At 50.0% G+C, this 13,512-nt stretch carries 12 protein-coding genes; 3 read left to right on the top strand and 9 right to left on the bottom strand.

Annotated features, from left to right (window positions below; translation table 11 throughout):
* Positions 1–24 precede the first annotated feature (24 nt).
* Positions 25–1,146, bottom strand: a complete 1,122-nt coding sequence (locus BSPA111_RS09915; protein ID WP_183271005.1) for a cupin domain-containing protein — start codon at positions 1,144–1,146, stop codon at positions 25–27.
* A gap of 166 nt (positions 1,147–1,312) precedes the next feature.
* Between BSPA111_RS09915 and dinG the strand changes: the two genes are divergently transcribed.
* Both dinG and ybiB read left to right on the top strand, forming a co-directional pair.
* Entirely contained in the window at positions 1,313–3,475 is a 2,163-nt protein-coding gene (dinG, locus tag BSPA111_RS09910) for an ATP-dependent DNA helicase DinG (protein WP_183271004.1), read from the top strand.
* A gap of 14 nt (positions 3,476–3,489) precedes the next feature.
* On the top strand, positions 3,490–4,458 hold the full coding sequence (gene ybiB, locus BSPA111_RS09905) for a DNA-binding protein YbiB (protein WP_183271003.1): 969 nt from the start codon (positions 3,490–3,492) through the stop codon (positions 4,456–4,458).
* A gap of 133 nt (positions 4,459–4,591) precedes the next feature.
* Here the strand turns inward: ybiB and ybiJ are convergent, their stop codons facing one another.
* A complete protein-coding gene (gene ybiJ, locus BSPA111_RS09900) occupies positions 4,592–4,852 on the bottom strand; it encodes a DUF1471 family protein YbiJ (protein WP_183271002.1) in 261 nt (86 codons plus the stop codon).
* Between the two features lie 361 nt (positions 4,853–5,213).
* Between ybiJ and BSPA111_RS09895 the strand changes: the two genes are divergently transcribed.
* The gene (locus BSPA111_RS09895; protein WP_183271001.1) at positions 5,214–6,035 is read left to right on the top strand and encodes a helix-turn-helix domain-containing protein; all 822 of its coding nucleotides are present in this window, start codon (positions 5,214–5,216) and stop codon (positions 6,033–6,035) included.
* A gap of 121 nt (positions 6,036–6,156) precedes the next feature.
* On the opposite strand, the gene BSPA111_RS09890 is transcribed toward BSPA111_RS09895, so the two are convergent.
* The 7 genes from BSPA111_RS09890 to BSPA111_RS09860 all read right to left on the bottom strand — a co-directional run bounded on the left by BSPA111_RS09890 (position 6,157) and on the right by BSPA111_RS09860 (position 13,219).
* On the bottom strand, positions 6,157–6,462 hold the full coding sequence (locus BSPA111_RS09890) for a PTS sugar transporter subunit IIB (protein ID WP_183271000.1): 306 nt from the start codon (positions 6,460–6,462) through the stop codon (positions 6,157–6,159).
* The gene (locus BSPA111_RS09885; RefSeq protein WP_183270999.1) at positions 6,437–7,906 is read right to left on the bottom strand and encodes a leucyl aminopeptidase; all 1,470 of its coding nucleotides are present in this window, start codon (positions 7,904–7,906) and stop codon (positions 6,437–6,439) included. Before BSPA111_RS09885 ends, BSPA111_RS09890 begins: the two co-directional genes overlap by 26 nt.
* Complete coding sequence (locus BSPA111_RS09880) at positions 7,903–8,871, bottom strand: N(4)-(beta-N-acetylglucosaminyl)-L-asparaginase (protein ID WP_183270998.1); 969 nt, start codon at positions 8,869–8,871, stop codon at positions 7,903–7,905. The genes BSPA111_RS09885 and BSPA111_RS09880 overlap by 4 nt, the downstream gene beginning before the upstream one ends.
* A gap of 7 nt (positions 8,872–8,878) precedes the next feature.
* Entirely contained in the window at positions 8,879–10,186 is a 1,308-nt protein-coding gene (gene celB, locus BSPA111_RS09875; protein WP_183270997.1) for a PTS cellobiose transporter subunit IIC, read from the bottom strand.
* Positions 10,187–10,347: 161 nt separating this feature from the next.
* Positions 10,348–11,649 (bottom strand): TRAP transporter large permease, encoded by a 1,302-nt coding sequence (locus BSPA111_RS09870; protein ID WP_183270996.1) that lies wholly within the window; start codon positions 11,647–11,649, stop codon positions 10,348–10,350.
* Entirely contained in the window at positions 11,649–12,146 is a 498-nt protein-coding gene (locus BSPA111_RS09865; protein ID WP_183270995.1) for a TRAP transporter small permease, read from the bottom strand. The genes BSPA111_RS09870 and BSPA111_RS09865 overlap by 1 nt, the downstream gene beginning before the upstream one ends.
* Before the next feature lie 86 nt (positions 12,147–12,232).
* Positions 12,233–13,219, bottom strand: a complete 987-nt coding sequence (locus tag BSPA111_RS09860; protein ID WP_183270994.1) for a TRAP transporter substrate-binding protein — start codon at positions 13,217–13,219, stop codon at positions 12,233–12,235.
* Between the last annotated feature and the right edge of the window lie 293 nt (positions 13,220–13,512).

The raw sequence follows: 13,512 nt of genomic DNA, 5'->3' as shown, positions 1-13,512 counted from the left end.
TAGCGGTAGCTGACATTAAATGTGTTAGTCGTCGAAGTACCAGTAACCCTGGTTAACCAGTTCAGTCAAAACACTAACAAATTCCGGGTTCTGCAATGCGTCACCCAGTTCAGTTTGGCTCAGCGTGGTGTAACGGCACAGCGCGTCAGCGGCTTGTGGAACCGGCGCTTCCATCGGTTCGCTATTGACGAAGAACTTTCCATCCACGTTCAGCACGCGTAATCCGCTCAAACGCGTCAGGCTTTCACCACCTTGTAATGCATCGAGGATTTCATCTTGCTGATATGGCGGCTCTGCTGGCGCAACGTCCAGTTCATGACGTGGAGTGGTGATAAAGCGGCCAAACCACTGCTTGAAATCTTCCGGCTGGTTGATGACGTCCATCATCATGTCGCGCAGGCGATTTAGCTCATAGCCTTCAACTTTGCCTGGATGCTCACGGCAGGTTAAATCAGGGTCGCTGTAATGCTCGCCACCCAAATCGTTTTCCAGCGCGTAGTCAGCAAAGCTGCTGATCAGATCGCGGCCATTTGGCCCACGGAAACCCACGGAGTAGTTGAGTGCAGTTTCATGAGTGAAGCCATCGTGCGGGAAACCAGGCGGAATATACAGAATGTCGCCAGGTTCCAGATCTTCATCAATGATCGGTTCAAATGGATCAACGTGCAGCAATGCTGGATGTGGACAGAACTGACGCATTGGCAGTTTGTCACCGACACGCCAGCGACGGCTGCCCATGCCCTGAATAATAAACACATCATATTGATCGATATGCGGGCCAACGCCACCACCCGGTACGGAGAAGGAGATCATCAGATCGTCCAGACGCCAGTCAGGTAACACGCGGAACGGGCGTACCAGTTCAGCAGACGGCGCATGCCAGTGGTTAACGGCTTGTGCCAGCAGTGACCAGCCCGTTTCACCCAGGTTGTCAAAGTGTTCGAAAGGCCCGTTCGCAGCCTGCCATTGACCATTGGTGTGGCTGACCAGTCGGCTATCCACCTCTGCTTCCATAGCAAGACCGGCTAATTCATCCGGCGTAATCGGATCGACAAAATTAGGAAACGCATTTTTCAAAATAACCGGCTTTTTCTGCCAGTATTTCGCCATAAACTCAGGCCAGTCTAAATTAAGTTGATAATCCATTTTTGACACCAGTGGAGGATAAACGGGCTTAATTATAGAGAGGGTCGCTTGCGGGTCGCCTTGTCATGCGTCAAGGCTTGCTGTAACACCGGATCAGAAAAAACAATACAGCCCATCTTCAAAAAGTGGGACAATAGTGGCTGTTTATACAGTAGAAGTGGTTTTTATGGCTTTGTCCTCTGCGCAAAAAGCGCAAATCGCCGCCTGGTATAAGGCGCTACAGCAACAGATCCCGGACTTTATTCCGCGCCCACCGCAACGGCAAATGATTGCCGAAGTGGCGAAAACGCTCGCGGGTGAAGAAGGGCGTCATCTGGCGATTGAGGCTCCCACCGGTGTTGGGAAAACCCTTTCTTATCTGATCCCCGGGATCGCCATCGCGCGTGGCGAGCAGAAAACGTTAGTCGTCAGCACCGCCAACGTTGCCCTACAGGATCAAATATTTAGCAAAGATTTACCGCTGCTACGCAAAATAATCCCCGACCTGAAATTTACCGCAGCCTTCGGGCGCGGGCGCTATGTTTGCCCACGAAACCTGGCAGCACTTGCGACGGATAACCTGGCGCAAGGCGATTTGCTGGCATTTCTTGAAGATGAACTGGCCCCAACCAGCAAAGACGAACAGCAGCGCTGTGCAAAGCTGAAAACCGATCTCGACGGTTACAAATGGGACGGATTGCGCGACCACACATCGCAATCCATTGATGACGATTTGTGGCGACGTCTGAGCACCGACAAAGCCAGTTGCCTAGGCCGCAATTGTCACTGGTATCGGGAATGCCCGTTCTTTGTAGCACGGCGTGAAATTGACGATGCCGAAGTCGTGGTGGCGAATCACGCACTGGTGATGGCCGCCATGGAAAGTGATGCGGTTTTGCCAGAAGCGAAAAACCTGCTGCTGATTTTAGATGAAGGCCACCATTTACCGGATGTCGCACGCGACGCGCTGGAAATGAGCGCGGAAATCACTCCCGGCTATAGCCGTTTGCAGTTTGATCTGTTCAGCAAACTGGTAGAAACCTGCATGGCGCAGTTTCGTCCGAAAAGCCCGCCGCCGCTGACGAACCCTGAGCGCTTGACCAATCATTGCGATGAAATCTACGAATTGCTGAGCTCGTTTAACAGCATTGTGTCGTTGTGGCTGCCGGGTGAGCACGAAGCCGAACACCGTTTTGAAATGGGCATTTTGCCAGATGAAATCATGGCGATTTGTAAGCGTCTGGCGAAACTCATGGAAGGGCTACGCAGCCTGGCAGAAGCGCTGCTTAACGATCTTAGTGAAAAAACGGGCACTCATGACATCGTGCGTTTACACCGCTCGTTATTGCATATGAACCGTGCATTGGGGTATTTCGAGACGCAAAGCAAACTGTGGCGACTCTCGGCAATGGAACAGGCATCGGGCGCACCTGTATCAAAATGGGTAACGCGCGACATTCGTGAAGGGCAGCCGCATCTGTTCTTCCATTGCGTGGGTATCCGCGTCTGCGACCAGCTCGAGAAACTGGTGTGGCGTAATGTGCCGCACGTTATCGTGACATCGGCGACGCTTCGTTCGCTCAATAAATTCGACCGCCTGCAAGAGATGAGCGGTTTAAGCGAAAAAGCGGGCGATCGTTTTGTTGCGCTTGATTCACCGTTTAATCATGTCGAACAGGGAAAGCTGGTTATTCCACAGTTGACGGTAGAACCGACTATGGAAAACGAAGCCCAACATCTGGCTGAAATGGCGGCGTTTTTCCGTGCTGAATTGGCTAAAGGTGAGCATAAAGGGATGCTGGTGTTGTTTGCCAGCAACCGAGCAATGCAGGTGTTCCTGACTCATGTCACCGATCTGCGCCTGACCCTGTTAGTGCAGGGCGACCAGCCACGTTATCGTCTTGTGGAAACGCACCGTAAACGCGTTGAACAAGGCGAAACCAGCGTACTGGTTGGCCTGCAATCCTTTGCAGAAGGTCTGGATTTAAAGGGCGATTTACTCAGCCAGGTGCATATCCATAAAATTGCCTTCCCGCCTATCGACAGCCCGGTCGTGGTGACTGAAGGGGAATGGTTAAAAACCCTGAAACGCTATCCTTTTGAAGTACAGAGTTTACCGAGCGCTTCATTTAATCTTATTCAACAAGTCGGGCGTTTAATTCGCAGCCACGGCTGTTATGGTGAGGTGGTGATTTACGACCGACGCCTGTTGACCAAAAATTATGGTCAGCGTCTACTGGGGGCGTTGCCGGTATTTCCGATAAGCCAGCCTGAAGCGCCAGCAGCTAAACTGATTGATACCAAACCGAAAAAGACCACGGTGCGGCGCAAACGTACGAGTAAGAAATAGAAAGGAGACTGTGAGTGGATTACCGTAAGATCATTAAAGAAGTCGGGCGGGGTAAGAACCACGCACGCGATCTGGATTTTGACACCGCTCGCGGCTTATATGCCCATATGCTCAGAGGTGAGGTGCCGGAACTGGAGCTCGGCGGCGTGCTGATTGCGCTGCGTATCAAAGGTGAAGGCGAGGCGGAGATGCTCGGCTTTTATGACGCGATGAAACATCATCTGATCTCCCTGACGCCACCGATTAACAAGCCGATGCCCATTGTTATTCCTTCTTATAACGGTGCCCGCAAACAAGCCAACCTTACGCCATTGCTGGCGATGCTGCTTAACCGTCTCGGTTTCCCGGTGGTGGTGCATGGCGTTAGCCACGATCCAACGCGCGTGTTAACAGAAACTATTTTTAAGCTGATGGGCATTGAGCCGACGGAGCATGCCGGCCAGGCGCAAGCCCGGCTGGATTCACATCATCCGGTCTATATCCCCATCAGTGCGCTATGTCCGCCAATGGAAAATCAACTCGCCATGCGCTGGCGGATGGGCGTGCGTAACAGTGCGCATACTCTCGCAAAACTGGCGACACCGTTTGAAGAAGACGCTGCACTGCGTCTGGCAAGCGTTTCACATCCTGAATATGTCCCGAAAGTGGCAAAATTCTTTGCAGACATTGGTGGGCGCGGCCTGTTGATGCACGGTACGGAAGGGGAGGTGTATGCCAATCCGCAACGCTGCCCGCAGATTACGCTTATCGACTCGTTGGGCGCACGCGTCGTCAGCGAGCGTCAAACGGAATTCAGTGACGAGGAAGTGGTGCTGCCTGCCGGGAAAGATCCGGAAGTGACCGCTCGTTGGATAGAACGCTGCGTTGCCGGCGTTGAGCCGATTCCGCAATCCTTAAAAACGCAAATGGCCTGTTGCCTGGTTGCGACGGGTGAAGTGGCTACCCTTGAGGATGGTTTTACTCGCGTGAATCAAACTTTCTGACCCGGAGCGTTTTAACGGGAGAAAGGCAAAAAAAAGCCCGCGGTAAATGGCCGCGGGCAACAAGGGTAATAACAGAGTGAGCAGGGTGGAGCAGCGCTCCAAAATGAGGGTAAAACTGGGTAATACTGCAGGATTACTTGTAGATAACAGCAGTACCGCTCATCTTGCCGTTAGTATTAGCAGAAGTGATGGAGTACGCTTTTGCGCCTGCTGCTTCTGCTTTATCAGCCAGTTTTGCTTCCAGTCCATCCAGAGTTGATGCGCCGTCTGCAGATACCACGCCTACTTTGTTTAAATTCTGAGCTTCAGCAGGATTGATAGATTGTGCAGCGAACGCGCCGAAAGAAAGAGTTGAAAGAGCGATGGCGGCTACAGCATATTTGATGGTTTTCATAGTTAATTTCTCGCAGGTTATTCTGTTTAGGGTGACGATGCTCCGTCGATGTGATTATGGTCACACTTTTAAGCAGAATAATAAATCGAATAGAATTGACTGCCTTGTTCAAATAATTTGAATTTATGTTAAATCATTGATATAAAAAATGATTAGCGTGCGAATTATCATTTCACTTTATGTATCTTTACATCCGCTTCGTTTACCGCACCTTTTGCTACTTTTTTTATCAGCGTTGCCCCGCTCTGGTCTGCAATCGCTTGCGCGCTCTTTTTACGATAATGTGGCTATTAGCTCTTTGCGTGAGCTAACTTACTTTTATAATGAAGATCTTAATTAACAGTTTGCCACAAGAGGTTTGATGGAGATTAAGCTGCACTCCAACGCCACCACGACGCCGCGTACCCGTAAATATATTCAAAGCTCTGACAAGAGCGACAGCGAGCTGGCGGAAGAGCTGAATATTTCAGTGGATACCGTAAGGCGCTGGCGCAAACGGGATGACTGTTATGACAAATCTCATCGACCTAATACTATTCATCGCGCATTGAGCCATGAACAAGAGTCCATGCTGGTCTTTTTGCGTGTGCGTTTATCTCTTTCGCTTGATGAGCTTCTGGAAGCGGCGCAATTGCTGGTACAGCAGGGGATTTCTCGTGCGAGTGTCAGCAGAACACTGCAAAACTGGCAACAATCACGCCTGACTAAACCCGATTTAAAACAGCCTACCGGTCATCTTCGTCTTGATGTTTTCCCGCTGCCGGAAAGCATTAGCCATAAGCACGGCATGTTGCTGGCGTTTAGCTGCCCGGTTTCAGGTTTTCTTGCCGTAGCGCTGCGGGAGCGTAATGATGAGCAATCACTTGATGCGTTGGTGGGCTTTTTGCAACATGGCTTGCTGTTGCAGGTGCGGTCATTGACGGCGAATACTGGTGAACTTGCCAGGCAACTGACGCAAAAACTCCAGGTTCCCTTGCATGAAGCACAACCTGAAGCGTGGCAGGAAAGGGCAGCAGGTGGTGAATGGGCGCAGCCTCTGGAGCAGTTGCTCAATGGTGAACGGTTCGATAAACGGTTAGGGTTTGGAGCCGTGTTACTGGAATTTGAGGATTTGCTGAATCATCGGATTATCCGCAGCCGGTTGAAGAATCTCACACCGGCTGCATGGCTAAAATCTCGCTAAACTCGTCATACTTCAAGCTGTAGGTGCGTTGGCTGCACTCCCTCGCCTCAGTCACTTACCTAAGTAAGCTCCTGAGGACTCACTCCCTTGCCGCCTTCCTACAACTCGAATTATTTAGAGTTTAATTACAGAGGGATAGTGCGTGATCGAGGATCTTCTCTCCATTGACCATTCCGTAATCCATCATGTTAATGGTTTCAACGCGTTTGTTGAGCGCGGCGGCGATTTGCTTGCAATCAGCGAGTTTATAAGCAATCTGCGGGCCGAGCAGCGCGCAGTCAAAAGCCGTAATCGCGTTTTTAAAATCACTCATTCCTTTCGCCTGGATCTCAACCTCCAGCTCACGTTTTGCGGCAGCTTCTTGCATCCGTTTGACGACCAGACTGGTCGACATCCCTAAATCACATACCAGTAGAATCTTTTTCATTGGAGTTTCCTTTGCTCAGATCGAGTAAGTATTGCGTCAATAGCAGAGCGGGACGGCCGCTGGCCTGCGTGAATTTACCGCGGCTGAGTGCGGTACCGCTGACATCTAAGTGCGCCCATGGCAACTGATGGCAGAACTTACTTAAAAAATGAGCGGCTGAGACGGCAATCGCCGCGTTGTTAGGGGGGGTATTGGTCAGATCGGCAATATGACTTTTGACCTGCGGATCAAAACTTTCGTCCAGCGGTAGCGGCCAGATCCGGTCTTGGGTTAAGTCGGCCGCCTGCTGTAGTTGTTGGCTCAATTTCGGGTTATTACTCATCAGACCCGAAATGTCGTAACCCAATGCTTTGACTACTGCACCTGTCAGCGTGGCGACGTCGATTAATGCCGCCGGTTTAAATCGTGTTGCGGTGTAGCTGAGCGCATCTGCCAGTACCAGGCGACCTTCTGCATCGGTATTAATAATTTCGACGCTATGGCCTGCATGCGATTTCACCACATCACCCGGCAGCATGGCATTTTCACCTGGCATGTTTTCTGCCAGCGCCATCACGGCGACCACGTTCAGCGGCAGTTGTAGCGTTTTAACAATCTCCATTAGCCCGAAGACCACGGCGGCACCACACATGTCGTACTTCATGGTGCGCATCCCTTCGCCTTCCTTGAGCCACAGCCCGCCGGTATCGAAAGTAATGCCTTTGCCGACAAAGGCATAATATGGCGCGTTTTCTGCCGCGCCTTGCCAGCGAAGTGTCACCAGTCGTGGAGGATTCTTGCTGCCTTTCCCTGTGGCATCAAGGCAGCCTAAACCCAGCTCACGGAGGGTGTTTTCATCCAGAATATCGCAGTGAGTTTGCGGATGGGCGCTCGCCCAAGCTTGCGCCTGCTGCGCAACATCCTGCGGACGGCAGCCATTTGCAGGTGTGTCGGAAAGTTTGCGCGATAGAAACATGCCTTGAGCAATAGCCTGAGTTTGCGCGGCCAACTCATCGGCAAGCGTGTTGTGCTCTGTGCTCAAAAGCCAAAGCTGCCCGTTGCTTTCTTGCTGGCCTTGTCGAAAACCCAATTGTGGGAGCTGATAAAAGCGGTTCATCAACGCAACCAGCAGCGTACGCAGGCGAGTAAATACGGTGCGGTCTGCCAGATTGAAAGCGGAAATATCCAGCGCGACGGGATGCAATACGGGGCTGGGCAAAAGAGTATTCAGGCTTTCGGTTAGCTGGCGCAGAATTTCGGGGCGCTCAATCTGGCTCGAAGGCAAAAGAGTGAGCTGCTGGCAGAGGCCGTTTAAACCAAAGCGGGTGGATTGTGGCTCATCACCGTGCGTCATTTCAGCAAGCAGCGGGCGCAATGCTTCTGGCCACGCATCCGTATGCGCTTTCCACAACATTAAATGGGCGTCTGTCCGGCATTGTGCAAGGGTTGTTATCTGGCATTTCATACAATCACCTCCGCAGTTATGCGCTGCAGGTAGGCATCAAGCCAGGCCTGATCTGCGGGGCGAATGAGCGTGTGCTTGCCTTCGCGAGTGGTCAAAAACACGGCTGGCGCTTGTGCGGGCGTGGCGACCGAAAACGAGAAGTTATCAATAGTGGTTGCGGCACCGTATTCACCGTGATTATTCATGCAAACGACAGACAAATCTCCTGCTCGGCCATAGCGGGCAATCAGTTGGCTTTCCAAATCGTAAACTGCGGATTCTGCCGCCTGTTGAGGTGACATGCCGCGCCCCATGCGGCTGACAATTTCGTAGCTGATACAGCCTTTCATTAGATCTTCGCCAAGACCGGTGGCTGTTGCGGCACCAATCTGGCTATCGGCATAAAATCCTGAACCGGAGACGGGGGAGTCACCGACGCGGCCAGGGCGTTTCATAAACAACCCGCTGGTTGAGGTGGCGACACACATTTGCTGATTTTGGTCGAGCGTGATAACGCCGACGGTGTCGTGCCCGGTGTACGGACTTAAACCACGATCCAGTGTTTCACGTTTGCGTTTCAGGTAATGCTGATGGGCGCGGTCCGTCAGCATGTTTTTGCGTTCAAAGCCGTGGGCAAAAGCCCAGGTTTGAGCACCTTCGCCCACCATAAAACTATTAAAGCGTTCGCGGCTTAATGCCTGGGCCACCAGAATGGGGTTAGCGATGTCGCGGATACTGGCGACTGCGCCGATGGCAAGCGTTGAGCCGTCCATAAACGCAGCGTCGAGTTCGACAACGCCTTGCTCGTTTGGCAAACCGCCGTACCCTACGGATTTATAATATGGGTAATCTTCCACACAAGTTACGGCCCGTACTGCAGCATCGCTGGCATTATTTTTATCTTGCAATAATTGCGCGGCTTCACTGACCCCTTCCCAGGCCATGCGCCAGGTCGCTATCACGCCCCAGTTTGTCGATAACGTCATGTTTTACTTACTCCGTGGCGGGTTTGGTTGATGGGACAAGCGCCGGGGTTTCATTGGCCCGATATTGCTTATCCACCACTTTAAGGAATGGCAGATAGATGATGGCGCCGATCAGCAGGTTAATAAGCTGAATGATGGCACCGCTGAGATGTCCGGTAACGATAAAACCGCTTAGCACCGGAGGCAGTGTCCATGGGATATACACTCCAGTAGTGGTGGCAACCCAACCTATCGACATCGCGATGTACTGCACGGTAACCAGCACCAGCGGAACCAGGTTGAATGGGATGAGCATGATGGGGTTCATGATAACCGGCAGGCCAAAGAGCACCGGTTCGTTAATGTTGAAGATGGAAGAGCCTGCGGCAAGGCGTGAAACGTTTTTAATGTGCTGGCTGCGGGCAAAGAGCAGCATAGCAATCACCAGAGACAAAGTTGCACCGGCACCCCCCATCCAAATCATGTCGTAGAACTGTTCGGTTACCACATGCGGTGGCAGCAAACCGGCTTGAGTTGCCGCCAGATTTTCCATCTGGTTTTCCATCCAGAAAGGACGCAGGATGCCATTGACCATCGAGCCGGAGTTAATACCGACCGACCACAAACTGGTAATGCTAAAGCAGGTAAACAGCGCCCCGATATAGGAGGTACCAAAGTGACGAATTGGCGTTGCGAGGACTTCATAAACAAACTGGTGAATGGTGTGGTAATCCGTTTTGGCGAACAGCACACGAATTGCGAGTGCAATGACCAGTATCAGCAGTGATGGGATCAGTGCGGCAAATGATTTCTGTACTGCTGGTGGCACGCCGTCTGGCATACGTATCACCCAGTTTTGACGTAGCATCCAGGCAAATAATTCCGTGCTGGCAAGCGCCCCCAGCATCGCCACAAATAACCCCTTTGATCCCAGCCATTCCATCGGGATCAAGTTGCCAATCTCCTGAGTTTTAGCAAAAGGTGTGAGGATCAAAAAGCAGGAGAGCGACAAAATACCGGCTGACATTTTGTCAATGTCATAACGCTCGGCCAGACGGTAAGCGACCAAAAAGCTAATAAACACCGCCATGGTAGAGAAAATGGCATTAAACGGAATTTCTATAGTGGCAGACCAACCTTCACCAAAAATTGATGCCATAAACTGTTGATAAGCAGTGCTTGGGAAAGAGGAAATAACCAGCAGAATAGAACCCACAATAATAAACGGCATAAACGAGATATACGCATCGCGAATGGCTCCGAGATGGCGTTGTTGTGCCATTCTTCCCGCAAGCGGCATCAGCTTTGCTTCTATTGCGGCCATCAGGTTTTTCATTATTACCGCTCCGTATGTAATCACAAGAGACAATTCTTGTGCCACATACAGTAGACATTGTTAGCGGTGAATAAAGTGAGATAATTCACAGATAACTGATAAAAGTATCATGTGATTGCTTAAAGTAAAAAAGCGGTCAGAAACCGCTTTTTTATGTGGGTTTACATTAATCCCAACAGTTTTGGAATAAACAGAGAGATCTCTGGGATATAGGTAATCAGCATAAGCGAGACAAACAGCGCTGCGTAGAAGGGGAGTAGCGGTATGATCAGATTCTGAATTTTAACCCCAGTTATCGAGCATCCGACAAACAGTGCGCTACCGACGGGTGGCGTCAGTAATCCGACGCATAGGTTCGCTACCATCATGATGCCGAAATGAACGGGGTCCATACCTAACTCTTGCGCAATCGGCAGGAATATTGGCGTAAAGATCAGCACCGCTGGTGTCATATCCATAAAGATACCGACAATCAGCAGAACGATATTAATCAGCAGCAGAATAACCAGCGGGTTATCCGAGATACCCATCAACGAGTCACTGATCATGTACGGAATATCTGCGTTGGTCATAGCCCAGGACATGCCAACAGAGAAGCCAATCAGCAGTAGAACAATGGAGGTGGTGACGACCGAATCCAGAATGAGTTTTGGCAAATCGCGCCATTTCACTTCACGATAAATTAGTACGGAGAGCACGAAGGTGTAGACCACCGCGATAGCTGAGGCTTCCGTTGCAGTGAACACACCGCCAAGAATCCCGCCCATCACAATCAGTACCAGCAGCAAACTTGGTAGCGCGTCGAGGAACGCTTTCGCTGCCATGGCACAGGTTGGACGTTCAGATACCGGATAGCCGCGTCGTTTGGAAATAATCCAGCAGACCAGCATGATCGACAAGCCCATTAATATGCCAGGCAAATAACCGGCCATAAATAGCGAGGCTACTGATACGCCACCCGCGGTCAGCGAGAAGACAATCAGAACGTTAGAAGGAGGGATCAGCAGCCCGGTAATACAGGATGAAACGTTAACCGCAGTTGAGAATGCCGGGTCGTAACCCTCTTTATTTTGAATGGGAGAAAGCGTCCCTCCGACGGCTGCTGCTGCTGCGACCGCAGAGCCGGAAATCGAACCAAACATCATGTTCGCCAGCACATTAACGTGGCCCAGTGAACCTGGAATTCGACCAACCATAATTTGCGCCAGGTTAATCAGCCTCATGGCTATTCCGCCGCTGTTCATCAGCGTTCCGGCAAATATAAAGAACGGAATTGCAAGCAATGCGAAGTTATCCAGACCGTTTGCCAGACGCTGTGAAACCGTGATCACCGCAATATCCCACGGGAACATCAACAACATCGAAGAGACGGTGGCAATCCCTATCGCAAAGGAGATGGGAACGCCGATGAACACCAGTACGAAGAACGCGCCAAATAAGGTGAGGGCGATGTAAGTATCCATTATTGACCCTCTTTGCAGACTAATGACTGAGCGTCAGTCAGGATGAAATAGAGTGAGTAAAACATCATGATTGCCCCACTTAACGGCAGCACAATGTAGACATAACCCATAGGGATTTGCAGCGCCGCAGAGAGCTGTGAGGTGGCTAATGTTTTTTCAATGAGCTTCAACCCGCCGTTGACGATAACCATTCCGGAGAACAGCAGAATCAGCGTGTTGATGAGGATATTAAGCAGTGGTTTTTTATTATCTGGCAACATCATTGCAAGAAAATCGATGGACAGGTGACGTTGTGCGCCAACCGTATAGGACGCGCCCAGCAGCCCGACCCAAATCATCAGAAAACGCGCCAGTTCATCCGTTAATGTGCTGGGCTGGTTAAGTACGTAGCGGCTGAAAACCTGCCATACCACGCAGAAAACCAATGCTATCATCACCAGTATTGAAAATGTGGCAATAGTCCGGTCTACCACAAGCTTGATGGGCTTAAGTATCATTTTGCATACCTGAAAAAATTAGCTTTGCCTGTGCGGGGGAAATTGCTTCATTTCACCCGCAAGATATCTACACTACAACGTCGAAATTACTCAGCCGCAGCTTCGAATTTGGCCAGCAGTGCAGCTTGTTTTGGATCTTTGGCGAAGTCGTCATACAGAGGTTTTACCGCTGCGCGGAATGGGGCTTTATCAACGGTCAGGATAGTTGCGCCCATTGCTTTAGCCTGAGCACGTGAATCTGAATCGACTTTTGCCCAAAGTTTTTGTTGATACGCTTCGGAGTTTTTCGCCGCTTTGATCAGAATTTGTTGCTGTTCCGGAGAGAGCTTGGCCCAGGTTTTAGTGGAGATAACGAGGAAGTCTGGAATTGAAGTATGTTCATCTTCGGAGAACACTTTAGCGATTTCGATATGGCGAGTTTGAACCCATGACGGAACGTTATTTTCCGCACCATCTACCACACCTTGCTGCATGGCTGTATACACTTCACCAAATGAAATTGGTGTTGGTGAACCGCCCATCAGCTCAACCATTTTTAATGTAGTTGGGCTTGCCTGCACACGAATTTTAAGCCCTTTTAAATCTTCAGGTTTGGTAATAGGTTTTTTTGCGTAAAAACTACGAGTGCCAGCGACATAAGCAGAAATGGCAAAGAAGCCTTTATCTTTTGTAGAGTCCATAATTTCTTTGCCGACCTCACCAAAGACCACGCGATCAAAATGAGCCTGGTCTTTAAATAAGTACGGCAAATTATAAATAGCATAAGTATTGTCGAAAGATTCTAAATCACTGGCAGAACCTTTTGTCATATCCAGTGCGCCATTTTGCAATAGTTCCAATGTTTCTCGGGCGCTGCCCATTTGGCTGCCAGGGTAAATACGAATACGCATATTGCCGTCAGAAAGTTGTTGTACCTCTTTGGCAAGTTCTTCAAAAGCTTGGTGTACTACATGGCTGCGCTCAAGATTATGAGCGAGCTTTAAGGTTATTTTGTCTGCAGCATTTGCACCTGTTGCGCATAGTGTAATAAGTGAGGCACAAAGTAGTTGGCGAGGAAAAGTGAGAAATTTCATGAAAATGCTCCCTGCAATAATGTTAAGTAACGATTAGAAGTTCACATTGCTGTATGACAGCTTATGATATTTGTCTGATAGCAATGCTATGTTGACTTCACATTTTTCAAGTAACTGAGATGCTTTTGCTATTTTTGTGCTCTTGCTCACCCTCTTATTTTTATTTGGTCAATATTTATTGCTTATCAATGGAGGCTATTTAATTGTCAAAGAAAAGATAATAAGAAATTACCGATGTGTCACCTCGGATTTACCAGTGTTATTTATTTCGGAAATAATATGACTTATAAAGG

It is taken from the genome of Buttiauxella sp. A111, assembly GCF_014189855.1.
GTDB classification, from domain to species: domain Bacteria; phylum Pseudomonadota; class Gammaproteobacteria; order Enterobacterales; family Enterobacteriaceae; genus Buttiauxella; species Buttiauxella selenatireducens.
This window is presented reverse-complemented; position numbering and strand designations above follow the sequence as displayed.

Excerpts from the sequence above, each read along its gene's own strand:
- BSPA111_RS09915 (WP_183271005.1), bottom strand. The coding sequence starts at position 1,146 with ATGGATTATCAACTTAATTTAGACTGGCCTGAGTTTATGGCGAAATAC.
- dinG (WP_183271004.1), top strand. The coding sequence starts at position 1,313 with ATGGCTTTGTCCTCTGCGCAAAAAGCGCAAATCGCCGCCTGGTATAAG.
- ybiJ (WP_183271002.1), bottom strand. The coding sequence starts at position 4,852 with ATGAAAACCATCAAATATGCTGTAGCCGCCATCGCTCTTTCAACTCTT.
- BSPA111_RS09895 (WP_183271001.1), top strand. The coding sequence starts at position 5,214 with ATGGAGATTAAGCTGCACTCCAACGCCACCACGACGCCGCGTACCCGT.
- BSPA111_RS09890 (WP_183271000.1), bottom strand. The coding sequence starts at position 6,462 with ATGAAAAAGATTCTACTGGTATGTGATTTAGGGATGTCGACCAGTCTG.
- BSPA111_RS09885 (WP_183270999.1), bottom strand. The coding sequence starts at position 7,906 with ATGAAATGCCAGATAACAACCCTTGCACAATGCCGGACAGACGCCCAT.
- BSPA111_RS09880 (WP_183270998.1), bottom strand. The coding sequence starts at position 8,871 with ATGACGTTATCGACAAACTGGGGCGTGATAGCGACCTGGCGCATGGCC.
- celB (WP_183270997.1), bottom strand. The coding sequence starts at position 10,186 with ATGAAAAACCTGATGGCCGCAATAGAAGCAAAGCTGATGCCGCTTGCG.
- BSPA111_RS09870 (WP_183270996.1), bottom strand. The coding sequence starts at position 11,649 with ATGGATACTTACATCGCCCTCACCTTATTTGGCGCGTTCTTCGTACTG.
- BSPA111_RS09865 (WP_183270995.1), bottom strand. The coding sequence starts at position 12,146 with ATGATACTTAAGCCCATCAAGCTTGTGGTAGACCGGACTATTGCCACA.
- BSPA111_RS09860 (WP_183270994.1), bottom strand. The coding sequence starts at position 13,219 with ATGAAATTTCTCACTTTTCCTCGCCAACTACTTTGTGCCTCACTTATT.